Raw genomic sequence first — 26083 nt, 5'->3', positions numbered from 1 at the left:
GCCACCACTGCCAAAAGGAGAACGGGGTGTGACGTGAACCTCACCGTGCGTCGAGCCAGTCGGCACTGACTGCCAAGTGGCAGGATGACGTCCGACGGTCTGCCGAGGAGGTGCCATGTCGCTGCGCGACATCAAGATGGAGCGAACCCGCGAGTCGATCGCCGACGTCGCCTTCACCCTCTTCGAGGCGAAAGGCTTCACCGCAACGACAGTGGGCGAAATCGCTGCCGAGGCCGAGGTGGGCAGCCGCACCGTGTACCGCTACTTCCCCACGAAAGAGGAGCTGGTTCTCAGCGGTTTCAAGAAGGTCTTCGACACCGCCTTGGCCGACCTCCGCGAGTGCCCGGCGGAAACGCCGATCCCGGACGTCCTGAGCGTCGTCCTCGAAAGCGTCGTGCAGTCCAACCTCGAACTGCCGAAGCAGCTCCGAGGCGCATACGAGATCATCACCACCACGCCGTCCGTCCGGGCGCATTTCGCCCAGTCCATCCGGGCCTGGGAAGCGGATCTCCGTCGCGAGGTCGCCGATCGCCTCGGCGGCCAGTCGGCCGACGTCATCGCCGGACTCGCCGTCGCCCAGACCGCCGCCGTGTTCATCCTGGCGTTCGAGGACTGGTACGCGAGCGGCGGCCAGGCCGATCTGCGCAAGCTCACACGCACGGCGCTGGAGCTCTTGCGCGCGGAGAAGGTGCCCGTCCCCGCGCACATGGAGTGAACGTCAGGAATCGCGCGGCGCGGCCATGAACGTCTTTTCGCCCACTGAAGGCCGACGTTGCCGTGGAGTGGTTACGTCACATTCGGTTCGCGCAGAGGATGCAGATCCGCGTCGCCGGCAGGGCGGCGAGCCGGCCTTCGGAGATCGGGCCGCCGCAGCGTTCACAGACCTCGTAGACGCCTGCGAGCGCCCGCTCGGCGGCCTGTCCGAGCTCCGCGAGCTCGTCTTGGGCTTGCCGCAGCAATGCCTGGACCTGCGCCCGCTCGAAGGCGATGGTGGCGCCTTCCGGGTCGTGTTCGTCGTCGCCACTGGTGAACTCCGACGACGCCACGATCTCGTCCCACCGCCGCGCCAGCGCCGAGGCCCGTCGCGAGGTCACGCCCGACGCGCGCCCTCTCGATCAGCTCCATCGCGGCGCGCTCATCCATGACGCAGGACCATCCTCCCCGTCACCAGCCGCCGCCTCACCATATCGATGGGTCACCGGCGAACCTCGGGAACGATCCGTACAGATACGTCCGGGACGATACCGCCCCTCGCCCACCCATGCGCAGCTGGTGAAGCTCGACGCCCGCGGGTGACAACACTGCCACGCTGTGGCCGCGGTACCACGACGTCCTGCAGCGACCGACGTTCGAACGAGAGTGGCGGCGCGGGTCGCGCGGCCGACCCGCCCGGTGGACAATCGGGTTCTGGTATCCACCGGGCGGGTGGCCGCGCGCTAGGCTCGGTGTGGGGATTGACCATCGGGCACGGACTCCAGGGGCGCAACGGACTCCAGCGGCGCACCGGTGGTCTCGGGTCCGAACACCGCGACGATTGCCCCGGCGCCGACCCAGCACACCGCGACCGCGACGAACACTGCGGTGTAGCCCCAGGCGGCGTAGATGGCGGGGATGAGCATCGGCCCGACCACGTTGGCGAGCCGGCCCGCGCCGTAGGACACCCCGCAGCCGAAGGCGCGCGCGTGCATCGGGAACACCTCGGGGGTGTAGGTGTAGATCAACGCCACGAAGGTCTGGCTGAGCAAGGACACCAGCAGGCCGAACACGATGATCCCGGCCGGGCCCGAGCTGAATCCGTACGCGATCCCGAACGCCGCGATCACGGTCGAGGTGGCCGCCATCGTCCATTTTCGAGAGAACCGGTCGGAGATCGCGCGGGCCAGCAGCGCGCCGGGAACCGCGCCGATGGTGGTGATCGCGGAGAACGTCAACGAGGTGGTCAGCGACAAGCCGTGCTCGGCCAGCAGCGCCGGAACCCACGCGGCGAAGGCATAGAACCCCAGCATCGCCAAGATCCAGGTCGCGAGCATCACCGCTGTGCGACGACGCAGCGACCGCCCCGCCAGCGCGGCAAGGGCCTCGAGACTCGTGTCGCGACGCCGTGCGGTGTCCTCGGCCAGTGTGAGGTGCGGATCGCCCAGCTTCGTCATGACCTCGCGTGCTTCGGCGGTGCGACCGGTGTACAGCAGCCAGCGCGGCGATTCGGGCAGCCGTGCCAGCGCCGGCACCGCGAGCAGACCCAACCCGCCGACGACGAACACGATGCGCCAGCCGTCGGCACCGAGCGGAACCACGCCACGGGCCAGGAAAGCGATGGCCGGAATGCCGGCCAGGCCGACGGCCAGCGTCGTGGACTGGGCCCGGCCCCGGTGGGCCGCGGGCATCGTCTCGCTGAGGAAGTTGATCGCGCACACGGTCATCGCCGACAGCCCCACCCCGGTGCAGAAGCGCAGTCCGGCCATGACCCACACGCCCGTCCCCGCGGCGGTCAGGAGGGAGAACACCGAGAACAGCGCGGTAGCCCAGGTGAGCGTGCGGCGGCGGCCGATCCGGTCACTCACGCGGCCGGCGAGGACCGCACCGCAGAACATTCCGAGAAACCCCGCCGAGGTCACCATGGCGACATCGTCCAGGCTGTACCCGGCGAATCTCTTCAACGCGGGAGCGGCGTAAGAGAACGTATTCAGGTCCGCGAACTCGAAGAACAAGACGGCGGCGACCGTCCAGACAATTCTTTTGTGCACGCGGGTCATTGCGGGACGGGCGGCCACCGGCGATTCCGTTGGCGACTGCGGCAAAGGATCACGCATGAATTTCTCCGACGTCGTTGTCTTCGATGGGGAGGGTGGTTCGAGTCACATTGCCGGAATGAAGCACCGGAAACAAGTCCTGCACGGAAATCCACAAAGGAATAAGCCGATGCAATTCCGTATCTCGCCGAGCGGCCGCTCCCGCGGAGGTGTTCTGCTCGTCGGAAAGCGTACGGCTGAACCGTGCCAGGCTACCGGGGAAGGAATTGCCCGGTAGCGGGACGCAGCAGCGCTGCCAGTTCGCCGTCGATCGACACTCCCGGCGCGAGTTCTCGCACGGCGAAGTGATCGCCCCGGACGTCGAGAACGCCGATGTCCGCGATGACCGTCGCGACGCAGCCGCGTGCGGTCAGCGGGAGGCCGCAGCGGCGGACGAGTTTCAAGTTGCCGTCGCGGGTGCGGTGGGTCATCACCGCGAGCACCTTCTCGGCGCCACTGGCGAGATCCATCGCGCCGCCGATGCCCTTGACGACCGAGCCGCCGTCGGTCCAGTTCGCCAGGTCGCCCGCCACCGAGACTTGCATGGCCCCGAGCACCGCGACGTCGATGTGCCCGCCGCGGATCATGGCGAAGGAAGTGGCCGAGTCGAAGAACGAGGCACCGTTCACCGTGGTCACGGTCTCCTTCCCGGCGTTGATCAGATCGGGGTCTTCTCGCCCCGGGGCCGGGTGGCCGCCCAGGCCCAGGATTCCGTTCTCGGAGTGCAGCACGATGGGCCGGTCCCGGACGTGGTCGGCGATCAGCGTCGGGATGCCGATGCCGAGGTTGACGTGCTGGCCGTCGCGCAGCTCGGCAGCGGCGCGGGCGGCGATCTGCTCACGAGACCACGTCATGACGCACGTTTCCCTTCCTCGGCGACTCGCGGATGCGCGACCCGCAGCCGTTCAATCGGTTTGTGCATCCGCGCGCCGACGGGCAGCACCCGGGAAACGAACACACCGGGCAGATGAACGTCGTCGGCACCGATGGTGCCCGCGTCCACCACCCGCACCACCTCGACGACGGCGACCCGGGCCGCCATCGCGCACAGCGGATTGAAGTTGCGCGCCGAAGCGCGGAAGCGAAGATTGCCCTGGGTGTCCGCGACCTCGGCCCGGATCAGGGCGAGATCGGCGGTGAGACTGTGCTCGAGCAGGCACTCCCGGCCACCGACCCGCTCGACCCGGCGTGCCGTGGAGTATTCGGCCACCACTCCGGCAGTGCCGTAGCGCAGCGGAATGCCGCCTTCGGCCACGGCCGTGCCCACTCCGGTCGGCGTGTAGAACGCCGGGATCCCCGCACCGCCGGCACGCAGCTTCTCGGCCAGTGTTCCTTGCGGGACGAGGTCCACGCTGAGCGATCCCCGCAGGTATTGGCTCAGGAACACCGTGTTGTCGCCGATGTAGGAGGCCGTGATGTGGGAAACCCGCCTCGCCCGGAGCAGCTCGGTGACGGCGGAAGTGTCCGGGCCGCAGTTGTTGGTGATGAGATGCAGGTCGGTGGCTCCCGAGTCCAGCAGCGCCTCGAGCAGAGCCGCGGGCGTTCCGCACAGCCCGAACCCGCCGAGGGCGATCGTCTGCCCGTCGGTGACCGCGGCGAGTGCGTCCGCGGCGGTGTCAACGACTTTGTTCATCGTGTTCTCCCCCGGTGGTGAGGTCCTGCCAGGCACTGGTGCCGGTCGAGTCGTCGAGTGCGGTGGAGAACTCGTCGACGGCGAAACTCCGGAATCGCTGCGCCGGTCCGGTCAGCTCGACGTCGACCCGCCACGCCAGCCCGACCTCGCGGTAGGCGCCGGCGTCGGTGAGCGGGACCTCGACCAGGCCCGGGACCGGTGCCGGGGCGGCCGGCACGATGGCCACCCCCAGTCCGGCTGCGACCAGACCCCGCAGGGTGCTGATGCCGGCCGCCTCGAACGCGATCCGCGGTTCGAACCCGGCAGCCCGGCACAGGTCTGCCGCCATCTGCCGCATGTAGTTGCCCACGCCCAGGGTCACGAAATCATCGCTGGCCGCGGCGGCCAACGGCACTTCGGACTCCCCGGCGAGCACATGCGGCGCCGGTACCGCCAGGACCAGCCGCTGCTGACCCAGCCGGGCGACCTCGATGTCAGGCAGGGCCGGTAGCGGGGAGGTCAAGCACAATTCGACCTGGTCTTCGCGCAAGAGTCTCAGCAGCTGATCGGCGCTGTCCTGCGCCAGGGAGAACTTGATCTGCGGTGCCCGCTCGGCGAACCGGCGCAGCAACAACGGCACCGCCTGCTCGCCCAGCGTGTGCAGGAACCCCAGCCGAAGTCGCTCGTGGGCCGTGCGGACCTGCAGATCGTCGATGGCGGTGGTCAGCACCGCGAGGGCCTGCTGCACAGGCTTGACGAACTGCTCCCCGTCGGCCGTCAGTGTCATGCCACCCTGAGCACGGGTGTACAGCCGGACCCCGAGGACATTCTCGAGCCGCGCCAAGTGGCGGGTGACCGTGGGCTGCGGCACGCCCAGCGCCGCGGCGGCCTTGGTGACCTGCCCTTCTCGCGCCACCGCGGCAAATTGCACGAACATCGGACACAGGGTATTCAACACTGCATCCGGATTCGAATCAGGCAGCTCATTCATTTGTGAATTCCAGTTATGCAAATATGACTTCCGAATTGTTCTGGAATCATCGTTGACCCTCGTTTCTGGCTGCTGTTAGCATCCCACTCTAGGATAACGGGACGCCGTAAGGCAATAGCTGATAACTGGCATCGAATCCGCCCAGGGGCCTCCTTCCCTTGCCTGGTCCCGATTTCGAGCCGATCGAATCATTGCGACCGGGCGCGGTCTGCCGCCCGAGAAAGGAAGACAATGACGACGGAAATGCTGGGCCGGGAAGCCGACCCGATGGATCTGTTCGAGATGTACGTCGCCGCCGGCTGGACCGACGGCCTGCCGGTCATCCCGCCGACCGCCCGCCGGGTGGCGGAGTTCGTCGAGCGCAGCGGGCGCGGGGCCGACGAGGTGATCGCCGAGATCGCCCCGCTGGGCGGGGCCGCGACGACCGAAAAGATCGCCGCCAACGCCGTGATGGCCGGCTGCGTGCCGGCGCACATGCCGGTGCTGATCGCGGCGATCGAGGCCGCGACCGCACCGTCGATGAACATCGGCGGTGTCCAGTGCTCGACGCACATGGCCTCGCCGCTGCTGGTCGTGCACGGGCCGATCCGGAACGAGCTGGGCATCAACTCGGGCGCCAACGTGTTCGGCCAGGGGGTGCGGGCGAACGCGACCCTGGGCCGCGCCCTGAAACTCGCGCTGGTGAACATCGGCGGCTCGCGTCCCGGTGAGGCGGACAAGGCCACGCTGGGGCAGCCCGGGAAGTTCACGTTCTGCATCGGGGAGAACGAAGAGGAGTCCCCGTGGGCCGGCCTGCACGTCGACCGCGGGTTGCGCGCCGCGGACAGCGCGGTCACCCTCTACGGCGCGGAAGGCCCGCAGAACATCAACAACCAGGCCGCGGACAATCCGTTCGACATCCTGATCACGGTCGCAAGCATGATGACCAACCTCGGGTCGAACCACATCTTCATCCAGGGCGAGAGCTTCGTGGTGCTCTGCCCCGAACACGCCCGCATCATCGCCTCGGCCGGCTGGACCAAGGCCGACGTCCAGCATTTCCTGTTCCAGAACGCCACTCGCAGTCATCGCGAGATCAAGGCCGGCGGAATCCACGGCCGCAAAACGCAGAACTACACGACCTGGCCGCGCTGGGTCGATCGCGACGACCCCGATGCCCGCATTCCCGTCACCCGCCGCGTGAATGACATCACCGTCCTCGTCGCCGGTGGTCCGGGTCGGCATTCGGCGTATCTGCCCGGCTGGGGAACCCGGTCGGTCACTCGCAAGATCGAAGGATGAAAGGTCACCACATGTCTGCTGTCACCGTCGACATCGGAACCGACGAGAAAGCCGGCGCGGCCCGGTACCTGGTCGAAACGCTCGGCCTGGTCGATCCGACCGCTACCCCCCGCACCGTCGAGACCGCCGGCGCCGCCGCGCAGCGCCTGGCTTCGCTCGCCGGCGCCCACGGTGTGCTGCTGGACAACACGAAGGGCAACGCCGGGCCGCTGCTGCGCCACGTCGGCAACCTGCTCGAGAAGAAGTACGGGGTGCAGCCGATGGACATGGCTCGCAAGCTCGTCTACTCGCGCCCGGCCGATCCGTCGCTGCTCGACGAGCTCTCCCACGACTACGACTTCGTGGTCACCGGGGTCGGTGCGTGCGGGTCGTGCACGTCCGGCTGCGTGCGGGACACCGTCGAACTCGAAGCCCGCGGGATTCCCACCGCCACCATCCACACCCAGGTCTTCATGAACTCCGCGGTCGCGCACAGCGCCGCGTTCGGGCGTCCGGACCTGCGGTTCGTGGAGGTCGAGCACCCGATCGCCGCCGTCAGCGACGACGAGTTGCAGCGCCGCGCCCTCGCCCTGGTGGACTCGGTCGCCGCGGTCCTGATCGGAGACGCGGCATGAGCATCCGCGAAGACGTCGAAAAGGCCCTGGACGGGCTGCGGCAAGGGTTTCAGGCCGACGGTGCGGATCTGACCGTGGAGAACGCGACGCCGGATCAGGTCACGCTCCGGCTGGTGGGCGGGGAAGAAACGTGCTGGGAATGCATCGTTCCCCCGCAGCAGCTGCGTGACGTGGTCGGCTCCGTGTTGCGCGACAGCATCGCCGCGCAGCCGGCGGTCGAGGTGATCGACCCACGCAGCGAGTGAGAGATGGCGGCCAGGGCACCTGCGTCACGCGATCCGCGTGCGCAGGCCCCGGCCGCCGCCCGTAGGTCCACCCAACCCCAGCCCCGACCGGAGAAACGATTCCTGTGACCACACTCTCGGGCTCCCGTGCCGACACCCGGCAGCGGGCGCAGCCGGACCCCCACGACTTCCTCGATCTCGACGCGTCGTTGTCCGACGACGAACGCCTCATCCGGGACACCGTCCGGCAACTCGTGCGCCGTGACCTGCTCGACCGGATCCCCGCCGCTTACTCGGCCGGTCACCTGCCCGAGGGCTTTCCCGCCGCCGCCGGCGAGCTGGGCCTGCTCGGAATGCACCTGTCCGGGTACGGCTGCGCCGAAACCACCGCGGTGGCCTACGGCCTGGCCTGCCTCGAACTGGAAGCCGGCGATTCGGGGCTGCGCAGCTTCGTCTCGGTGCAGGGATCGCTGGCCATGTTCGCGATTCGGACCTACGGCAGCGAAGCACACAAGCAGCGCTGGCTGCCCGAGATGGCGCGCGGAACCGCGATCGGCTGTTTCGGGCTGACCGAGCCCGACTCCGGCAGCGACCCGAGCTCGATGATCACCACCGCACGGTTCGAGCACGGCGAGTGGATCCTGAACGGCGCCAAGATGTGGATCACCAACGGCAGCATCGCCGACGTCGCCGTGGTGTGGGCGAAGACGCCGACCGGCGTCCGCGGGTTCGTGGTGCCCCGTGGCACCCCCGGCTTCTCGGCCCGAGACGTCGCGAACAAGATGTCGCTGCGGGCCTCGACCACTTCCGAGCTGCTCTTCCAGGACTGCCACCTGCCGGCCGAAGCCGTGCTGCCCGAGTCCGCCGGGCTACGCGCGCCGCTGTCTTGCCTGAACGAGGCGCGCTTCGGCATCGTCTGGGGCGCGGCCGGCGCCGCGCGGGCGTGTTTCGAGGCGGCCCTGGACTACGCGGGCGTGCGCACCCAGTTCGGCCGGCCGATCGCCGGGTTCCAGCTCACCCAGCAGAAGCTCGTCGTGATGGCCACCCAGGTCAACAATTCGCTGCTGCTCGCGCTGCACCTCGGCCGGCTCAAGGACGCCGGCCGGCTGCACCCGCACCAGGTCAGCTTCGGCAAGCGGCACAACGTCGCCGCCGCGCTGGAGGTCGCCCGCGAGGCCCGCACGATCCTGGGTGCCAACGGCATCACCGGCGAGTACCCCGTGATGCGGCACATGGCCAACCTCGAATCGGTCCTCACCTACGAAGGAACCGGGGAAATCCACACCCTCGTCGTCGGCCAGGCACTCACCGGCCTGAGCGCCTTCCACTGAACCCGGAGAACGATCATGGACTCGGTCCGCAATGTCATCATCGTCGGCGGCGGCCCCGCCGGCTACACCGCGGCGATCTACACCGCTCGGGCGAACCTCGCGCCGGTGGTGTTCGAAGGCAGTCAGTACGGCGGCGCGCTCATGCAGACCACCGAGGTCGAGAATTTCCCCGGTTTCGCCGACGGGATCCAGGGCCCCGAACTCATGGACACCATGCGCAAGCAAGCGGGCCGGTACGGTGCCGAACTCTTGGCCCAGGACGTGTCCGAGGTCGATCTGACGGGTGAGATCAAGACGGTCACAGCCGGCGGGCGGCAGTGGCGGGCCCGCACGGTCATCCTCGCGATGGGGTCGGCCTACCGCCGGCTGGGCCTGCCCGGCGAAGACCGGCTCGCCGGGCACGGCGTTTCCTGGTGCGCGACCTGCGACGGGTTCTTCTTCCGGGACCAGGACATCGCGGTCGTCGGCGGTGGTGACTCGGCGCTGGAGGAGGCGATGTTCCTGACCCGGTTCGCCGAGACCGTGACCGTCGTGCACCGCCGAGACACACTCAAGGCGTCCAAGATCATGCAACAGCGCGCCTTCGCCGAGAGCAAGATCCGGTTCGTCTGGAACGCCGTGGTCGAGGACGTCGCCGGCACCGAACAGGTCACCGGTCTCGCGGTGCGCGACGCGGTCACCGGGTCCGCCTCGACCCTGCGCGTGAGCGGCGTGTTCGTCGCGATCGGACACGAGCCCCGCAGCGAACTGGTCCGCGGCCAGGTTTCCCTCGACGAGGCCGGGTACGTAGTGACCCAGGGCCGATCGACGCGGACCGACCTGCCCGGCGTCTTCGCCTGCGGCGACCTCGTCGATCACACCTACCGGCAAGCGATCACCGCGGCCGGCAGCGGCTGCAGCGCCGCCCTCGACGTCGAACGCCACCTCGCCGGCATCGAATGACCTTGCAGTCAACCGACTCTCGTCAGGAAGTGGACATGTCCGAGAACACCACCGTAGTCACCGTCACCGACGACTCGTTCGCCGAGCTCGTCCTGAACCGCCCCGGGCCCGTCCTGGTGGATTTCTGGGCACCCTGGTGCGGGCCCTGCAAGAAGCTCGGCCCGGTGCTCGACGAAATCGCCGGGGACCACGGCGACAGGATCACCGTGGCCAAGCTCGACGTCGACGCGAACCCGCGGTCCGCCAAGGACTTCCACGTCCTGTCGTTGCCGACCATGCTCGTGTTCCGCGACGGTGACATCGTGCACCGCATCGTGGGCGCCAAGGCGAAAACCGAGCTGCTGGCCGAGCTCGACGCCGTCCTGATCTCGGGTGATGAATGAGGCCGGCAGCGGGGGAAATGGTCGGTGTGGTCGGGTGCGGCCTGATGGGCGCCGGGATCGCGGAGGTCTGCGCGCGAGCCGGGCTGGACGTGGTGGTCGCCGAATCCGGTTCCGCGGCGGTGGATGCCGGACGACGGCGGTTGGAGGCGTCGCTCGACCGGGCCGAGCGCAAGCGGAAGATTCCCAGTGCCGCCGACGTGCTGGAGCGGATCCGGGTGGTCGACGGCCTGGCCGAGCTCGCCGACCGCACGCTCGTGATCGAAGCGATCCTGGAGAACGAAGCGGCCAAGGCACAGGTGTTCCGGCAGCTGGACAAGATCGTCGAGGCACCCGACGCGGTCCTCGCCTCCAACACGTCGTCGATCCCGATCACGAAGCTGGGCACCGCGACAACCCGGCCCGCCCACGTCATCGGGATCCACTTCTTCAACCCGGCGCCGGTGCTGCCCCTGGTGGAGCTCGTGCCGAGCTTGCTGACCGGCGAGGAGACCACGCGAGCCGCACGGGAGTTCGTCGAGGACATGCTCGGAAAGCATTCGATCCTGGCCAAGGACAGGGCCGGGTTCGTGGTCAACGCCTTGCTGATCCCCTTCATTCTCGCGGCCATCCGGATGCTCGAGTCCGGGTTCGCCACGCGGGAGGACATCGACGAAGGGCTGGTCCGCGGTGCCGCGCACCCGCAGGGCCCGCTCGCCCTGGCGGACCTGATCGGGCTCGACACCACCCAAGCCGTGGCCGAATCGCTGTACGAGGAGTTCAAGGAACCGCTGTACGCCCCTCCGCCGCTGCTCGCCCGCATGGTGGATGCCGGCCTGCTCGGCCGCAAGAACGGCCGCGGTTTCTACACCTACGCCTGAACGGCCTCGCACGCCTGTGATCGAGAACAGGCTCACGTGCCGACTCGGTCAGGGCGCCACGACGTCGTAGGTGTTCAAAACGTGGTCGCGAAACGCGCCCACAGCCGGGATGACGCTGTCCTCCACTCGCCACATCAACGCGATCTCCCGATCGACACTGGGGATCAACGGTATCTCTGTCGCTCCGTCGGGCACTGCGTCCTCGTCGGCAGGCAGCAGCGCCACGCCCAGCCCGACGGCGACGAGCCTGCGTACGGTGTCGACCTCTTCGCCCGCGAACGCCTGTTGGGGAGTGAAGCCGGCGGCGCGGCAGAGCTCATCGGTGAACTTCCGGAAGCCGAAGCCCTCTTTGAGCCCCACGAACTGTTCGTCGGCGAGGTCGCCGACCCGGATACCCGCGCGCCGCGCCAGTGGATGGCTCGCGGGTACCGTGGCGACGACCGGCTGCTTGCCGAGGACGACCTGTGCGAGATGCGTCTCGTCGTGCCGGCGGGTCATCAACGCCAGGTCGCACTGCCCGCTCTCCAGCTGCGCGAGCACCTCGTCCCCCGACCCCTGGGACAGGACGAACCGCACGTGCGGGTGCTGGTGGCGGAACGCGCGCAACAGGTCCGGAATTCGCCGTTGTCCCATCGTGGTCAGAAAGGCGAAGTTCACCTGGCCGCGCTCGGGATCGCGTTCATCCATGACCTGGCGACATCCACTGCGCAGGTCTGCGACGGCGGACACGGCGCTGCGCACGAGATGTTCTCCCGCCCGGGTGAGTCGTACCCCGCGGCCGTGCTTCACGACGACGGGCGCGCCCAGGTCGTCGCCCATCTGCGCAAGCCACCTGCTGGCGGTCGGCTGCGGGATCCCCAGCCGGTCCGCTGCCTCGGTGATGTTGCACTCCGAGTGGAGCAGCGCGAGCAGCAGCAGCCGGGGCGCCAGTGCCGCCGCCATTCTGTCCACTTCGGACCTGGCGTTGGGGTGCATGTCGCGACAGTGCCGTCAGGGCTCGATGTGAACCGGCCCGGGCCTGGCCGCGTGGTCGCCGGCGGGTCGCTCCTCGGACACACCGTGGCGGCGGTTGCGCGGCAGGCTGATCGTGGTGATCAGGGTGATCACCGAAAGCGCGGCGATGTACCAGCCGAACCAGTTCTCGGCGCCGGCGCTCGCCAGCGCGGTCCCGATCGTCGACACGGTGCCGCCGAAGATCGCGATTGAGAGCGAGTAGGGGAAGCCCATTCCGGCGACGCGGAAGCGTTGCGGGAACATCTGCACGAGAACCGCGGCCATGATCGAAGTGCCGAGAGAAGTGAACAGGAGTCCGATGATCTGCGCGGCAAGGACACCGACGAATCCCGCGGACATCAGGTGCAGGAGCGGCACGGTGCCGACCGCGGTGGAGATCGCGAACGCGTACATGATCGGGCGCGTGCCGACCCTGTCGGCGAGGAGGCCCACCAAGGGCGCGGCGACGGTGTAGACGGCCAGTCCGATCAGGCTCGCGACCATCGACGCCGAGGCGCCGAGGTCGGTCATCACGCTCGCGTACGTGGGGAAGTAGGTCGTCCACAAGTACACGCTGCCGCCGATGCCCGCGACGAGTCCCACCGCCTGCACCGTTTGCACGGGGTGCCGGCGCATCGCCTCGAACAGTCCTGGTTTCTCCGCCCGAGTGTCCTTTCCGGACGAGGTTTCGGCCTGCTCCAGGGTTTCTTGGGACCGGTGCCGGATCCACCAGGCGACAACCGCGATGACGGCGCCGAGCGCGAACGGAATGCGCCACCCGTAGCTGCGCATCGCCTCATCGCCCAGCACCCCGGCCAGCAAGGCCACCACGCCGAGCGCGACCATCTTGCCGATGCTCGAGCTGACGAACATGAAACTGGAGAACAGTCCCCGCCGGTTCGCCGGCGCGGATTCGACGAGGAAGGCGGCGGCCGCGGTGTACTCACCGCCGGTGGACAGGCCTTGGAGGATGCGCGCCACGACCAGCACGATCGGTGCGCCGATGCCGATTTGCGCGTAGGTGGGGGTGATCGCGATGAGCAAGCTCGCCGCGCCCATCATCCACACACTCATGGTCATCGCCGCGCGACGGCCGTAGCGGTCCGCGAAGACACCGATCACCAAGCCGGCGATCGGCCGGACGAGGAAGCCTGCGGCGAAGACGCCGAATGCACTCAGGAGGGGCACCAGCTGAGAGCCGGACGACGAGGGGAAGAACTGACCGGCGAAGTAGATCGCCAGGTATGAGTAGATGAGGAAATCGAAGAATTCGACGAAATGGCCGACCGCGCCGGCCAGGAGTTGGCGGGCCGGGCGTTTGGCTGTGGTGGCTGAGCTAACCATGGGTGGTCCTCCTGGTGGAAGGACACTCGGTTGCGCTACGCGCTCCCCGGTGTCGACGCTGACATGGCTGGGGTGTGCAGACTCTTTTGCGGCGTAAGAAAACGGTGGCAGATCGGGTGGGGATTGCTGTCCTAGCCGGGCAACGGCGGTGGTACCCGGCGATAGGTGGCCGGGGTGTGCGACAGCTGGATCGGGCAGGCGACCTGGGGGTAGGGCGTGCCGGTGTCGGGGCACGTGATCGAGACGACGGCGTCGAGATCCAGTGAGGTGGCCAGCTCGAAGGCCTGGTTCAGGTCGTTGATCGGACTGCAGGGAACTCCGGCCCCGCGCAGGAGGTCGAACCAGTGGTCCGCCGGTGCCCGGCTCAGTGTCTGCTCGAGCTCCTTGACGAGCTGCTGCCGGTTGAGCACCCGCTGGGGGTTGGTGGCGAACCGCTCGTCGCTGATCAGGTCCGCCCGGTCGATCGACCGGGCCAGTGCCGCGAACAGTTTGTCGTTCGCGGCGGCAATGGCCAGCGGCCGGTCCGCTGTTCTCATCGTCTCGTAGGGCGCGATGCTGGGATGCCGGTTGCCCAGCGGCTTGGGGACGTGCCCGGTAGCGACGTAGGCGGAGGCCTGGTTGGCGAGCGCCGAAAGCAACGAGGAGAACAGGTTGACCTCGACGTGCTGGCCGGCACCGGTCTCGTCGCGGTGCCGGAGCGCGGCGAGGATTCCGGTGACGGCGTGCAAGCCGCAGATCACGTCGACGAGCGCGACACCGGTCTTGATCGGCGTCGCGTCGTCGGGGCCCGTGATGCTCATGAGCCCGCCGGCCGCCTGGACGATCAGGTCGTAGCCGGGCAGGTCCGCGCCGCCCGCTGCCCCGAAGCCGCTGATCGAGCAGTACACGAGCTCAGGCCGCTCGGCGGCGAGTTGGGCGTAGCCGAGGCCGAAGCGTTCCATCGTTCCCGGACGGAAGTTCTGCACGACCACATCGGACTGTTCGATGAGCGCTCGGGCCCGGGCGCGGCCCGGCTCGGTGCCGAGGTCGACGCCTTCGACCGACTTGTTGCGGTTCGCGCCGAGGTAGTAGGTGGCCTGGCCCTCGTACCACGGCGGTCCCCACGACCGGGTTTCGTCGCCCACGCCCGGGCGTTCGATCTTGATCACTTCGGCGCCGAGGTCGCCGAGCAGCATTGTGGCGTAGGGACCGGACAGGACGCGGGTGAAGTCGGCGATGCGCAGGCCGCCGAGTGCACCGGTGCCGCTCATGTGAACGCCCCGATGCCGGTCAGTGCCTGGCCGACGGTGAGCTGGTGGATCTCGGAGGTGCCCTCGTAAGTCAGGACGGACTCGAGGTTGTTGGCGTGCCGGATCACCGGGTACTCGAGGGTGATGCCGTTCGCGGCGAGAATGGTCCGGCACTGGCGGGCGATGGCGAGCGATTCGCGGACGTTGTTCAGCTTGCCGACGCTGATCTGGTATGGCCTGATCCGGCCGGCGTCTTTGAGGCGGCCCAGCCGCAGTGCGAGCAGCATGGCCTTGTCCAGCTCGACCGCCATGTCGGCGAGCTTGGCCTGGGTCAGCTGGAAACCGGCCAGCGGGCGGTCGAAAACCGGGCGGTTGATCGCGTAGTCGATCGCGGTTTCCAGGCATTCCCGAGCCGCTCCGGGTGCGCCGAACACGATCCCGAACCGCGCCTCGTTCAGGCAGGTCAGTGGCCCGGACAACCCGGCTGCCTCCGGCAGGACGGCGTCGGCGGGAAGCCGCACGTCCTCCAGCACGAGCTCGGACGTGACCGATGCGCGTAGCGACATCTTCCGCGTGATCTCGGGTGCGCTGAATCCCGGGGCGTCGGTGGGCACGACGAAGCCCCGGATCCGTTCGTCGGTCTGCGCCCACACCACCGCGACGTCGGCGACGGACCCGTTGGTGATCCACATCTTGGTGCCGTTGAGGATCCAGTCGTCACCGTCTCGTTTGGCGTTGGTGCGCATGCCCGCGGGGTTGGAGCCGTAGTCGGGCTCGGTCAGGCCGAAGCACCCGATGGCCCGGCCCGCGGCCAGCTCGGGGAGCCATCGGCCCTTCTGCTCCTCGGAGCCGAAGCGGTGGATGGCGAACATGGCCAAGGATCCTTGGACCGAGACCAGGCTGCGGATCCCGGAGTCGGCCGCCTCCAGTTCGTGGCACGCCAATCCGTAGGCAGTGGCGCTCGTGCCCGCGCAGCCATACCCCTGCAAGTGCATGCCCAGCACGCCGAGCTCGCCCAGTTCACGGGCGAGGTCGCGAATCGGCAGGTGCGCCTGCTCGAACCAGGTCGCCATGTGCGGGCGCACCCGGTCGTCGCAGAAGCGCCGCACGGCGTCGCGGATGTCCTTTTCCTCGTCGCCGATTTCCTCGTCCAGTGCCAGGAGATCCAGTGGGCGCAACGGGTTGGGGGCAGTCATCACAGGCTCCCTGAGGTCGATGCCGCCGGTTCGGCGAGCTCGGAGGCCGGCACGAGGTCATGGGCGAGCTCCTCGAGCCACCGCTCGGCATCGAGCGCGGCCATGCACCCACTGCCGGCCGAGGTGATCGCCTGGCGGTACACCGGGTCCTGCACGTCGCCGCAGGCGAACACGCCCGGCACGGTGGTGGCCGAGCCGCGACGGGTGACGAGGTAACCGAGGTCGTCCAGCTCCAGCTGCCCGTCGAAGACCGCGGTGTTGGGCAGGTGGCCGATGGCCAGGAACAGGCCGGTGACCGGAAGAACGTCGTGGCTGCCGGTCGTGGTGTCACGCAGCCGCACGCCCTCGAGACGATCATTTCCGACGAACTCGTCGAGGACACTGTTCCACCGCACCGTGATCTTGGGCTCTCGCTCCGCCCTCGCCTGCAGGATCTTCGAAGCCCGAAGCTCGTCGCGGCGGTGGATGATCGTGACCGTGCGCGCGAACCTCGACAGGAACAGTGCCTCCTCCAGCGCGGAGTCTCCCCCGCCGACGACGGCGATGTCGTGGCCGCGGAAGAAGAATCCGTCGCACGTGGCGCAGGTCGACACGCCGCGCCCGATGAGGTCCTGCTCGCGGGGAAGCCCGAGCATCCTGGTCAGCGAACCGGTCGCGACGATCACCGAGCGCGCGCTGAACGCACCGGCGTCGCCACTGACCTCGACGTGGAACGGAGATCGGTCCAGTTTGACCCGGGCGGCTTTGCCCGGAACGAGACGAGCACCGAACTTGGTGGCCTGCTCGCGCAGATCGGTGATCAGTTGCGGGCCCGTCACCCCGTTCGGGAATCCCGGGTAGTTCTCCACGTCGGTGGTCAGCATCAGCTGGCCGCCGGGCTGGTCTGAAGTGGACGACGGCTCGCCCTCCAGAACCACCACCGTCAAGGCGGCCCGTGCGGTGTAGATCGCGGCGGTGAGGCCGGCCGGCCCGCCACCCACGATCAGAACGTCGGTTTGGTCTGGCATCTCGACTCCGATCCGAGGTCAGGCGCCGGCGACCGGACGCGCGCCGGTGACCCAGATCGACAGGGCCTGCGGGGCCACTTCGCGGGCCCGGCCGCTCAACAGGTCCGGAGCGAGCGACGAGATGGGGTGGGTGATCACGACCGGCTCCAGATCGTCCATCCCGTGCGCACGCTTCTGCAGAGTCGCTTCGCGCTCGAACTCGGTGGTCACGATGACCGCGGCGGGAAGACCACGCAGCTCCATCTGGATGCCGTCGTTGACGCACGAGGACGTGCACGAGCCGCAGTCACCGATCGCGGTGAGCACGATGTCGTTCTCGGCGGCGATCCGGTCGAGCAGGGCCGGCTCGGCGTCGGAGGAGAAGTGGTGCTTGTCGTAGAAGTTCACGCTGTCGAATTTCGCGCCGAGCTCTTCCATCTGGGCCACGGACTGGCGCAGCAGCTTGGAGGCGTTCCACTTCGTGTTGTTGAGGACGGCCAGCCGGCTGCCCTTGATCTCCGGTACGCGGGGGGCGCATTCCTGCGCTGCGGCCTCAACGCTGCCGGTCGGATCGAAGGTGATGAAAGAATCCATGTCGGTCGTTCTCCGTTCGTATGCTGTGGATGGCGTGGCGGTCGGCGTCAGAGGCGGCAGGTGCCGTCGGAGCAGTCCGGCCCGTCCGCCGGCTCCGGCAGTTCGCCCTGGGCGTTCTCGATCGGCTGCAGCACCGGCACCGTGGCCCGGCTCCACCCGGGCAGGACCGCCGAGAAGCGGCCGGCGAGGCCGCCGGCGACGAAGAGGTGCAGGTCGTCGGGCGTCTCCACGATCGGGGCCGGCGAATCGAGATCGCGGCGGTACCACTTGGGCAGATTGCGGTTGTAGACCTTGCCGTGGCGGTGGTTGTGCGCGATCTCGCCGAACCTGTTCGCGCTGTTCATCCACAGGTAGCTGCGCACGTCGTGCCGCGTCCAACCGTGCTTGTTGATCGTTTCGGCGTGCTCCGGGCCGATGACGATCGTGCAGCTGCCGCCGAGCACGCTGTTGTTGTGCGCGATGGTGCGCATGCCGGAGGCGATGCTGTCGAGGATGCCCTCGGGGTCGTCCGACACGTGGTTGGTCACACTGTGCGGAGCCTCGGCCGCGATCGCGAACACCGTGCTGTCTTCCGGGGCGAAGCCGTGCTCGACGTGGTACGGCGCCCACGGGCTCGCTTCCTCGTTTTCGGCGATGCAGAACGTGTACTTGCCCGGGTGCCCCAGCGTGCTCTTGTCGAGGTCACCGGGGACTCCCCCGCCGACCGCGAGCATGACGAGCCGGATCGCGCGGCCGATCGTCGCGTTGGCCCGGTTGCCGGATCCGAAGACGTTGCCTCCGGAGTTCATGCCGATCGCGGTGCGGATCGGGCCGTTGACCACCAAAAGCGGTGAGGTGACGTGCGTGGTCGCCTGCAGACCGTTGAGGTTGAAGCGCGGTTCGCAGACGGCGTGCACCGCGGCCTTCACCACCGGCGCGTACTCGGGCTTGCATCCGGCCAGAACCATGTTCACCGCGAGCACCTGGCGAGTCAGGGTCCCCCACCGGGGCGGAACCCGCCCCTCGACCACCGAACCGTCACCGCCCAGCGCCTCGACCATCTGCTCGACCAGTTCGGGAGTCGGCGGGACAACCGGAAGCCCGTCGCTCCACGGCTGCTCGAAGTAGTGTTCCACGAGCCCGGCGGCGCTTGATTCTTTCTGGGCCAGCGTCATGCCTGCCTGCCTTCACACGTCGTTGTCGAGGGGTCTGTCTCGAACGCTAGAAGCGGCCTATCATTGCGTCCAGTGAAAGATTTTCTTCGAATCAGTTCCCCGTAGGAATGAGTCCTCAATGGAGCTTCGAGACCTGGAGGTCTTCCTCGCGTGCGCCCGCTCCGAGCACTTCGGACGGGCGGCCGACGCCCGGCACATGTCACAGTCGGCAGTCAGCAAGGCCGTGGGCCGAGTCGAAGAGGAGCTGGGAATCCCGTTGTTCGACCGGCAAGGGAGAGTCGTCCGGCTCAACCGCTACGGCGAACTGTTCCGCGCACACGTGGAAGACGCGATGCGGTCATTGGAGGCAGGTCGCGCTGCCGTCACGGACGCGACAGACCCCGAGCGTGGAGAAGTAGCCCTGGCCTTCGTGCCCAGCCTCGGACCGATCTTGATCCCAGGATTGGTCCAGAAGTTTCGCACGACCTTTCCCGCGGTCAGGTTCCTGCTGTCGCAGGGCGGTGCGGAACACGTTGTCGCGATGCTCGAGAGCGGACAGGTCGATCTCGGTCTCACCTCACCCGATCCGGCTCGCCCGGGCGTCGAGTGGACTCCACTGTGGACCGAGCGACTGGTGCTGGTGACCCCTCCGGGCGAGCCCACGGGCGGAGGCCAGGGACCGGTTCGGCTGCGCGACGTGGCGGACCGCCCCTTCGTCGCGCTCAAAACCGGTTACGGTCTGCGTCAGATCACCGACGCCCTCTGCGCCGAGGCCGACGTCCGGCCGAGGATCGTGTTCGAAGGAGCCGACGTGCCGACTGTGCGCGGGCTGGTGGGCGCCGGCCTCGGCATCGCAGTCCTGCCACCGGCCGTCGGGCCCGAGAGACGCTGGAGTCCGCCCGAGACCGAGCTGGCCGACTCCGGTGCCCAGCGCACGATCGGGATCGCCCGAGTCCGCGGCCGTTACCTCCCTGTCGCGGCTCACCGGCTTCGAGAGCTGCTGATCGAGGAACATTTCCATCTGCTGAGGACACAGTTCAGCGACGGAGCAACGGATGAACCGTGACGGCAGGTTTCATCGACACGGCGGGTCCGCCGCGGCCGTCGGCCTCAGGGACGCGACGCGAGCGCCAGATCGACCGCGGCTTCGGCGTGCGCGAGCGTCGTGTCGATGACGGGCACGGCACTGTCCAGAGGTTCGACGAGCAAACCGAACTCGGTGCAGCCGAGGATGATCACCTCGGCGCCGCGACCCACCAGGTCGGCGACACGGTAGTACACGATCGAACTCGGCCAGGCGAGGCCGCCGACGATCCCGATCTTCTTCATCTCGACACTCCTGTGTGAACGGCTTCCGGCCGCCGAGTCTCGTTCAGCGAAGATCTCCGAGGTGACCTGCTCGTCACGAAGCGATGTCGACCGTGGGATCCAGTCGAACGTCGATCACCAAGGGGCCGCCGAGGTTCGCGGTCAGACTCTCGACCTCGTCCAGCTCTTCCAGCTTTCTGATGGAAACCGCTCGCGCGCCCAGTCCCTGCGCCACACCGCGGATATCGGGCCAGGACATGAAGGAATGCGCGGGGTCGATGCCGTATGCCGTCAGTTTGTGGTACTCGGCCCCGTACGCGCCGTCGTTGAACACCAAGACGATGAGCGGGAGGTTTTCGCGTACCGCGGTGGCCAGTTCCGCGGGATTCATCATGAAACCGCCGTCGCCGATGGCACAGACAGTCGGCTCGTCGGGACGAGCGAAGGCCATACCCACGGCGCCGGCCAAGCCCAGACCGACCGCCCCGAAGCCGCCCATCGTGGTGAAACCACGAGCATCGGGAACGTGGATGTACGGCCACGCCGCATGCACGAACCGGCCGCTGTCACTCACCATGTTCCGCCGAGCCGGCAGCAGGCCGTCCAGGCGGATCGCCGCGGTTCGGATGTCGACGGTGTCATGGCCCGAAGTGTCGGCGAAGTCCACGCCTGGCTCGAATTCGGACAGTCCTGTTCGGATCTTCTCCAGCCACGCCCGGTTCGGCGCATGACCGCTCTCGCCCAATGCGGCAGCCATCGCCGAGGCCACTTCGCGGGCGTCACCGACGACGGTCTCCGCAACCGCCGTGTACCAGCCGAACCGGGTTGGATCGTGATCGACCTGGACGATTTTCTTCCCGGCGAAGAGCTCGCCCCGAGAGGAGGTGTACACGTTGAGGCTCGCGCCGAAGGCGATGATGCAATCGGATTCGGCGAGTGCCGTGACGGCAGGGCCGTGTGCGAGGCTGCCGCAGATTCCCAGATTTGCCGGATGCCCGACGAACAAGTCCTTCGCCAGCACCGATGTCGCGAGTGGGGCCGCGAGAACGTCGGAGAGCGCCGTCAGCGATTCGCGCGCGCCCGACACGACCGCGCCCCGACCGGCGAGCACAACCGGCCGGTTCGACGCCGCGACAAGCCCGAGCGCCGAGTCGAGTTGCTCCGAGCCGGGAGTGGCCGTGGCGTGCCGGACAGGCGGTTGAACGGCCTGGAGATCCTCGATGTCCGACTGCAGCATGCGGTGCGGAACGTTGAGCACGACCGGCCGACGGTCGGCCAGAGTTCGCCGCAATGCCCGTTCGAGGTCGCGGATCAGCGTCTCCGGCCGGTAGACGCGCTCATAGCCGGCGTCCGCCGTCGCGGCGAAGGCCGACAGGTCAAGCCGCTGGAAGTGTGTCGGCTCCGGGGGCGTGTCGCCGGTGAGGACCAGTACGGAGCTACGGCTTCGCGCCGCCTCCACGAGTGAGGTCATCGTATTGGTCAATCCGGGCCCATGCGTCACCGTCGCGATCCCGACCCGGCCGGTAGCCCGTGACCAGCTGTCGGCCATGGCGACCGCGCCGCTCTCGTGCGCAGCGGCGACGAACTTTCCACCGCGCTCCCGGAACTCCGCCACGTAGGCCATGTTCGCGTCGCCCATCACACCGAACATCGGACGGATCTCCAGATCGACCAATGCCGCGGCAAGGGCCCGGTAGAGCTGCATGTCACTTCCCTCGTGGGCTGCGGAGATTCGCGGGTCAGCCGAGGCTCCGTGTCCCCCGCCGGCTACCCCGACGCTAACGGCCGCAAAGTTATCCGTCCAAGACAGATGTGGTCTTCTCTCATATCCTGTGGATATGACCATGGCCGATCCCGAGATGCGCCTCCTTCGGTACTTCGTCGCGGTCGCGGAGGAACGTCACTTCGGCCGAGCGGCCGAGCGCTTGCACATCGCGCAGCCGCCGCTGAGCCAGCAGATCCGCAAGCTGGAGCACCAGCTCGGCGTCGAACTCATCGATCGCTCGCGCCGGCCCATCGAACTCACCGACGCCGGCGAGGCGCTTTTCCAGGAAGCACGCCTTGCCCTCGTGCACAGTGAGCGGGCGTTCGCAGCAGCCCGCAGGGCGGCGACCGGACACCTCGGCCACGTTCGGATCGGCGCCTTGCAGGCGGCGGTCAACAGCATGCTGTCCTACGTCATCCGCGAGCATCGCCGCGAGTATCCCGACGTCACGCTCGACCTGGCCGAGCTGGGCACCCGTGAGCAGACGGCTCAGCTCCTCGAACACAAACTCGACATCGGCTTCCTGCGTGGCCCCGTCGACGAACCCACTCTCACCGTCGAGACCCTCATCGAAGACCCGTTGGCCGCGGTCGTACCGGACGAACACCCGCTCAGCAGCGCGGGCCTGATCGATCCCGCGCTCCTCGCTGACGAGCCGCTGGTCCTCTGGACCCGAACCCCGGCCACCACAATGTTCGCCGATGTCGTCGAGCTGTTCCGCCGGCACGACATCCAGCCCCGTGTCGCCGTGGAATCCTCACGAATCCAGACCATTCTTGCCCTGGTGGCAGCAGGCACCGGCATCGCGGTCCTACCGACTTCCTTCGTCAACCTCGGCCGCCACGGAGTCCGCTTCATCCCGCTGCGGGAACCGCTGCCTTACCGGCCGCTCGCCCTCGCCTGGCGCGCCGACGACCAATCCCCGAGTATCACCGGCTTCGTCACCGTCGCCCGCAAGGCGACATCCGACTATCTGGTGGACCTGATCCGGCGACACCCCCAGCTCCGAACAGCGCGGACTTCGCACCCGGACCACGGGGGCAAGACCTGACCATCAGGACGAGGGAAGACGCACTTGCTGCCGTTGACGCAGGTGGCGCTGTCGTATCGGCTGATCGTGGTCGGCGAGCACTCACGTCGGGGAGCTGCAAGGGTGATTCGAGCGCGAAGCAGAGGCCCGTTTCGACGAATCCGCGCAGACGGCCGGGCGGGGTCACCGCTCGGCCGTCTACGCGGACGACCTGTGCCTACTCCCCCGATTCCGCCGCCGGCTTGACCGTGCGGCCCAGGGTCGCCGCCGCGAGCAGGGCGGCGACGACGGCCGCGATACCGCTGATGAGGTAGCCGAGCGAGTAGCCGTGTCCGAGGGCGTCCACGGCGAGTGGAACGGCTCCGGCGTGGGGCGCCGTCGGCGGGGCCGAGTTCACCGCCAGCGGACCGCCCGCCTTCGCCACGGCCGCGGCGGCTGCCTTGGCGTGCTCGGGCAGCGCACTGGCCGCGAGCGAGGTGGTGAAGTCCCCCGCTGCCCGGCTCAGCGCCACCGCGCTGATCACGGCCGGGCCCAGGGTGAATCCGAAGTCCCGCAGCAGGCTGGTCGCCCCGCTCGCCATGCCCGCGAGCCGCACCGGCACGGTGTTGACCGCGACCGCGCTGATCGACGTCACCGTCAGCGCGAACCCCAGTCCCACCGCCAGCAGGGGCCCCACCAGCGAACCCAGGCTTCGGTCCGTGATGGACACCGTCGACGCCCAGAGATCGCCTGCGCCGGTGAGCAGCAAACCGCCGCTGAGGATCCAGCGCGGGCTGACGTGCTCGATCAGCCGGGAGGTCAGCGGGGCGACGACGAGCGTCACCCCGTTGAGGACCACGAACGCGGCCGCGGCGAGCAGCGGGCTCTGGTGCTGGACCGGACCGAGCCGGATGCTGGTGCTGTAGGCCGTGGCCACGAAGCTGAACATGCCGACCACGGTCACGAAAGCCGACACCGTGAACGCCCGGTTGCGGAACACGTCGAGCCGGAGCAAGGGGGCCGGCGAACGCAGTTCGACCACCACGAACAGCGCGAGGAACACCGCGGCGATCACGAACGCCGCCACCACGGCCGTGCTGCCCCAGCCGTCCGTACCGCCTTGGATGACCGCGTACATCAACGCGAACAAGCCGATCGCGATCGTGATCTGGCCTGGCCAGTCGAGCGACCGGCCTTCGGGAGCACGCGAGTCCGCCGCGAACAGGCTCACGACGCCGCTCAGCGCGGACAGCACGATCACGACGACGAACGCCCATTTCCAGGATCCGTTGTCGGCGGAGATCCCCGAGATCACCGGGGCCAGTGCGGCGCCCGCGGCCAGCGATGCGGCCCACAGCGTGACACCGCGCGCGCGTTCGTGGCCGGTGCGGGTCCCGATGGCGACCACGGCCAGCGAGGTGGGGAACAGCGCGGCCGCACCGAGTCCCGCGATCGCCCTGCCGGTCCACAGCTGGCCCGTTCCGGCGGCGGTGGCCGTCACGAGGTGCCCGGCGATGAGCGCCACGGCACCCAGCACCAGGAGCCGTTTGCGGCCGAACTTGTCGCCCAGCACACCGAACGTGAGGGCGAGCGCGGTGACCGGCAGCAGGGAGGCGTCGGTGATCCAGGCGATCTCGCTGCCGTCGGCGTGCAACCGGCTCTGGAAGAGTCCGTTGAGGACGGTCGGCATCGCGATGGTGATCTCTGCGACGCATACCGCCAGGCAGGCCGCGAACAACGTCGCGAAGCCCAGTTTCTTCTCAGGTCTTGACTTCGGAACGGCGACCACGCTGGCGCCGTCCTGTTCGTAGGTCGAGGAACTCATCTCCGCTGTCCTTTCAGCGTCGGTCCCAGGATCAGGAAGTGGGCAGCCGGTCGAGCAGCTCGGCGAACCTGGCCGCGACCCGGTCGCGCAGCTCGGGTGAGGCCTCCGCGACAGCGGGGAAATCGCGGCCGAACGGGCGGACCGCGGTGATCAGCGCGCGCGAGTTCGTGGTGGTCGCGCGATCGAGGCGCGGGTCGAGCGGGCCGCTCCACGTCCCGCGGATCAGGTCGATGTCCTGGGCCGGATCGCAGCGCGTGGACATGGCCCACAGCACGTCGAAGGTGTTGGTGGGGTCGATGTCGTCATCGACGACGACCACGAAACGGCCCAGGTACGAGCTGGACTGGCACGACGCGGCGAGCAGCGCGGCTTGCTTCGCGTGCCCCGCGTAGGCCTGCTTGATCGAGACGACGGTGAACATCCGGGCCGCGCCGGCCTCGTGACACCACACGCCTTGCACCCCGGACAGGCCCGCGCGCTCGATCTCGTCCCACACCATGCCGGCCTTCATCACGCACTTGCTGTAGGAGAAGTTCGACGGCGGACGAATCGGCGACGCGACGGTGAGGATCGGGTTGTCCCGGTGGTAGACCCGGCGAACGCGGACCACCGGTTGCTCGCTGCGGCCACCGGCGTAGTAGCCGGTGAACTCGCCGAACGGGCCTTCCGGCGCCGTCTCGCCGGGATGCAGCTCACCTTCGATCACGAACTCCGCGGCGGCGGGCATCGGCAGTCCGTACAGTTCGGAACGGACCACCTCGATCGGGGCCCCGCGGTGCCCGCCCGCGTAGTCGTATTCGGACAGTCCCCAGCGCAGCTCGTTGCCGGAAGCGAGGAACAGCAACGGGTCGTGGCCGCAGGAGATCAGCACCGGGCAGGGCTTGCCCTGGGCGAAGTACTTCTCCCGGATCTGCCGGCCCTGCTTGCCCGGCGAGATCCACAGCCCGGTCCGATCCGGCCCCTGGACCATCGCCCGGTACGTGCCGATGTTGACCCAGCCGTCGTCGGGATCCTGCATGATGACCAGGTCGTCGGTGCCGAGGTAGCGCCCGCCGTCGAGCTCGTGCAGCCGAGGTGCCGGGATCGCGGTCAGATCGATCTCGCCCTCGCGCAGGATATTCTCCAGCACCGGACCACTGTCCACTTCGGACGGCGGAATCGGCTTGTGGGTCTGCATCCGTTCGCGGTAGGAATTCACCGCTTCCAACGGGTGGTCCGGACGCGGGAAGCCCATGGTCAACGCCAGGCGCTGGGCGGAGTTGGTCGCGCCGGAGAGCACGCGGAAACCTTTGCCGTCGCCGGTGAGCTTCTCGAACAGCAGCGCGGGAGCGCCCTCGCCGCCGCGGTGGGCGACCAGCTCGATCAACGTGCCGAGCTCCAGGTCCGGATCAGCCTCGGGGACCCGGACGAGCTGGACGAGCTTGTCGATCCGGTCGACCAGTTCTCGCAAGTCCTCGTGGGGTTTGGGGTAGTCGTTGTACACGCCTCACTCCTTTTCGATCGACGGTAGGCTGAACCCGTCCGGTCCCGGAATCTTGCCGTCCCACAATTCTTCTGTGCGGGACGGCGCGATTGCCTACGGAGGTGGGGCGGCCTCGAAGAGGAAAAATTCCCACGAAGTCCACAGTAGACCGGCACAGAATCCGCGCCGGAGTCTTCTCTCGTTCCGTACAGAGA

Annotated in this window: 26 protein-coding genes; 10 read left to right on the top strand and 16 right to left on the bottom strand. The window is 68.3% G+C overall.

All coding sequences use genetic code 11. From position 1 onward, the window contains the following. The first annotated feature begins 115 nt into the window (after nucleotides 1–115). Nucleotides 116–715, top strand: a complete 600-nt coding sequence (locus ABZU76_RS33310; protein ID WP_354876464.1) for a TetR/AcrR family transcriptional regulator — start codon at nucleotides 116–118, stop codon at nucleotides 713–715. 76 nt (nucleotides 716–791) lie between these two features. Here the strand turns inward: ABZU76_RS33310 and ABZU76_RS33305 are convergent, their stop codons facing one another. The 5 genes from ABZU76_RS33305 to ABZU76_RS33285 form a co-directional block, all read right to left on the bottom strand. Then, a complete protein-coding gene (locus ABZU76_RS33305) occupies nucleotides 792–1094 on the bottom strand; it encodes a TraR/DksA C4-type zinc finger protein (RefSeq protein WP_354876461.1) in 303 nt (100 codons plus the stop codon). 342 nt (nucleotides 1095–1436) lie between these two features. Continuing rightward, complete coding sequence (locus ABZU76_RS33300; protein WP_354876458.1) at nucleotides 1437–2744, bottom strand: MFS transporter; 1308 nt, start codon at nucleotides 2742–2744, stop codon at nucleotides 1437–1439. 257 nt (nucleotides 2745–3001) lie between these two features. After that, on the bottom strand, nucleotides 3002–3643 hold the full coding sequence (locus ABZU76_RS33295; RefSeq protein WP_354876455.1) for a 3-oxoacid CoA-transferase subunit B: 642 nt from the start codon (nucleotides 3641–3643) through the stop codon (nucleotides 3002–3004). Beyond that, nucleotides 3640–4422: a 3-oxoacid CoA-transferase subunit A gene (locus ABZU76_RS33290; RefSeq protein WP_354876452.1), complete on the bottom strand. Its 783-nt coding sequence runs from the start codon at nucleotides 4420–4422 to the stop codon at nucleotides 3640–3642. The genes ABZU76_RS33295 and ABZU76_RS33290 overlap by 4 nt, the downstream gene beginning before the upstream one ends. Further along, nucleotides 4406–5392 carry a LysR family transcriptional regulator gene (locus ABZU76_RS33285; RefSeq protein WP_354876449.1) on the bottom strand — a complete coding sequence of 329 codons (987 nt, stop codon included), beginning with the start codon at nucleotides 5390–5392 and terminating at the stop codon, nucleotides 4406–4408. The genes ABZU76_RS33290 and ABZU76_RS33285 overlap by 17 nt, the downstream gene beginning before the upstream one ends. Before the next feature lie 231 nt (nucleotides 5393–5623). Between ABZU76_RS33285 and ABZU76_RS33280 the strand changes: the two genes are divergently transcribed. From ABZU76_RS33280 to ABZU76_RS33250, 7 genes are all read left to right on the top strand, one after another. After that, nucleotides 5624–6673, top strand: coding sequence for a hypothetical protein (locus ABZU76_RS33280; protein WP_354876447.1), 1050 nt, complete (start codon nucleotides 5624–5626; stop codon nucleotides 6671–6673). An 11-nt stretch (nucleotides 6674–6684) separates the two neighbouring features. Further along, nucleotides 6685–7287, top strand: a complete 603-nt coding sequence (locus tag ABZU76_RS33275; protein WP_354876444.1) for a UGSC family (seleno)protein — start codon at nucleotides 6685–6687, stop codon at nucleotides 7285–7287. After that, complete coding sequence (locus ABZU76_RS33270; RefSeq protein WP_220242400.1) at nucleotides 7284–7532, top strand: NifU family protein; 249 nt, start codon at nucleotides 7284–7286, stop codon at nucleotides 7530–7532. The genes ABZU76_RS33275 and ABZU76_RS33270 overlap by 4 nt, the downstream gene beginning before the upstream one ends. A gap of 104 nt (nucleotides 7533–7636) precedes the next feature. After that, nucleotides 7637–8842 carry an acyl-CoA dehydrogenase family protein gene (locus ABZU76_RS33265; RefSeq protein ID WP_354876441.1) on the top strand — a complete coding sequence of 402 codons (1206 nt, stop codon included), beginning with the start codon at nucleotides 7637–7639 and terminating at the stop codon, nucleotides 8840–8842. A gap of 15 nt (nucleotides 8843–8857) precedes the next feature. Then, nucleotides 8858–9784, top strand: coding sequence for a thioredoxin-disulfide reductase (trxB, locus tag ABZU76_RS33260; RefSeq protein ID WP_354876438.1), 927 nt, complete (start codon nucleotides 8858–8860; stop codon nucleotides 9782–9784). A gap of 35 nt (nucleotides 9785–9819) precedes the next feature. Next, on the top strand, nucleotides 9820–10167 hold the full coding sequence (gene trxA, locus ABZU76_RS33255) for a thioredoxin (protein WP_354876435.1): 348 nt from the start codon (nucleotides 9820–9822) through the stop codon (nucleotides 10165–10167). After that, nucleotides 10164–11024, top strand: a complete 861-nt coding sequence (locus ABZU76_RS33250) for a 3-hydroxybutyryl-CoA dehydrogenase (protein WP_354876432.1) — start codon at nucleotides 10164–10166, stop codon at nucleotides 11022–11024. The genes trxA and ABZU76_RS33250 overlap by 4 nt, the downstream gene beginning before the upstream one ends. 48 nt (nucleotides 11025–11072) lie before the next feature. On the opposite strand, the gene ABZU76_RS33245 is transcribed toward ABZU76_RS33250, so the two are convergent. The 7 genes from ABZU76_RS33245 to ABZU76_RS33215 form a co-directional block, all read right to left on the bottom strand. Then, nucleotides 11073–11966 (bottom strand): LysR substrate-binding domain-containing protein, encoded by an 894-nt coding sequence (locus tag ABZU76_RS33245; RefSeq protein WP_354876429.1) that lies wholly within the window; start codon nucleotides 11964–11966, stop codon nucleotides 11073–11075. Nucleotides 11967–12014: 48 nt separating this feature from the next. Then, entirely contained in the window at nucleotides 12015–13361 is a 1347-nt protein-coding gene (locus tag ABZU76_RS33240; RefSeq protein ID WP_354876426.1) for an MFS transporter, read from the bottom strand. A gap of 131 nt (nucleotides 13362–13492) precedes the next feature. After that, entirely contained in the window at nucleotides 13493–14611 is a 1119-nt protein-coding gene (locus tag ABZU76_RS33235) for a CoA transferase (protein ID WP_354876423.1), read from the bottom strand. Beyond that, a complete protein-coding gene (locus tag ABZU76_RS33230; protein WP_354876420.1) occupies nucleotides 14608–15786 on the bottom strand; it encodes an acyl-CoA dehydrogenase family protein in 1179 nt (392 codons plus the stop codon). The genes ABZU76_RS33235 and ABZU76_RS33230 overlap by 4 nt, the downstream gene beginning before the upstream one ends. Next, complete coding sequence (trxB, locus tag ABZU76_RS33225) at nucleotides 15786–16793, bottom strand: thioredoxin-disulfide reductase (RefSeq protein WP_354876418.1); 1008 nt, start codon at nucleotides 16791–16793, stop codon at nucleotides 15786–15788. The genes ABZU76_RS33230 and trxB (ABZU76_RS33225) overlap by 1 nt, the downstream gene beginning before the upstream one ends. Nucleotides 16794–16811: 18 nt before the next feature. Further along, nucleotides 16812–17366, bottom strand: coding sequence for a UGSC family (seleno)protein (locus ABZU76_RS33220; RefSeq protein ID WP_354876415.1), 555 nt, complete (start codon nucleotides 17364–17366; stop codon nucleotides 16812–16814). Nucleotides 17367–17413: 47 nt separating this feature from the next. Continuing rightward, complete coding sequence (locus ABZU76_RS33215; RefSeq protein WP_354876412.1) at nucleotides 17414–18520, bottom strand: hypothetical protein; 1107 nt, start codon at nucleotides 18518–18520, stop codon at nucleotides 17414–17416. Nucleotides 18521–18638: 118 nt separating this feature from the next. Here ABZU76_RS33215 and ABZU76_RS33210 point away from each other — a divergent pair, with 118 nt between their 5' ends. Continuing rightward, nucleotides 18639–19565 carry a LysR family transcriptional regulator gene (locus ABZU76_RS33210; RefSeq protein ID WP_354876409.1) on the top strand — a complete coding sequence of 309 codons (927 nt, stop codon included), beginning with the start codon at nucleotides 18639–18641 and terminating at the stop codon, nucleotides 19563–19565. Between the two features lie 44 nt (nucleotides 19566–19609). Here ABZU76_RS33210 and ABZU76_RS33205 read toward each other — a convergent pair whose 3' ends face one another. Together ABZU76_RS33205 and ABZU76_RS33200 are read right to left on the bottom strand one after the other, a co-directional pair. Then, the gene (locus tag ABZU76_RS33205) at nucleotides 19610–19828 is read right to left on the bottom strand and encodes an aspartate/glutamate racemase family protein (RefSeq protein ID WP_354876406.1); all 219 of its coding nucleotides are present in this window, start codon (nucleotides 19826–19828) and stop codon (nucleotides 19610–19612) included. Between the two features lie 73 nt (nucleotides 19829–19901). Then, nucleotides 19902–21512, bottom strand: a complete 1611-nt coding sequence (locus tag ABZU76_RS33200) for a thiamine pyrophosphate-binding protein (RefSeq protein ID WP_354876403.1) — start codon at nucleotides 21510–21512, stop codon at nucleotides 19902–19904. 139 nt (nucleotides 21513–21651) lie between these two features. Between ABZU76_RS33200 and ABZU76_RS33195 the strand changes: the two genes are divergently transcribed. Continuing rightward, complete coding sequence (locus ABZU76_RS33195; RefSeq protein WP_354876399.1) at nucleotides 21652–22623, top strand: LysR family transcriptional regulator; 972 nt, start codon at nucleotides 21652–21654, stop codon at nucleotides 22621–22623. A gap of 196 nt (nucleotides 22624–22819) precedes the next feature. Here ABZU76_RS33195 and ABZU76_RS33190 read toward each other — a convergent pair whose 3' ends face one another. Both ABZU76_RS33190 and ABZU76_RS33185 read right to left on the bottom strand, forming a co-directional pair. Beyond that, a complete protein-coding gene (locus ABZU76_RS33190; protein ID WP_354876396.1) occupies nucleotides 22820–24406 on the bottom strand; it encodes an MFS transporter in 1587 nt (528 codons plus the stop codon). Nucleotides 24407–24437: 31 nt separating this feature from the next. Beyond that, nucleotides 24438–25889, bottom strand: a complete 1452-nt coding sequence (locus ABZU76_RS33185) for a UbiD family decarboxylase (protein ID WP_354876393.1) — start codon at nucleotides 25887–25889, stop codon at nucleotides 24438–24440. Nucleotides 25890–26083: the final 194 nt, after the last annotated feature.

The organism is Amycolatopsis sp. NPDC005232 (genome assembly GCF_040607795.1).
Classification (GTDB): domain Bacteria; phylum Actinomycetota; class Actinomycetes; order Mycobacteriales; family Pseudonocardiaceae; genus Amycolatopsis.
The sequence above is the reverse complement of the archived record's forward strand: the minus strand, read 5'-3'. Positions and strand labels throughout refer to the sequence as shown.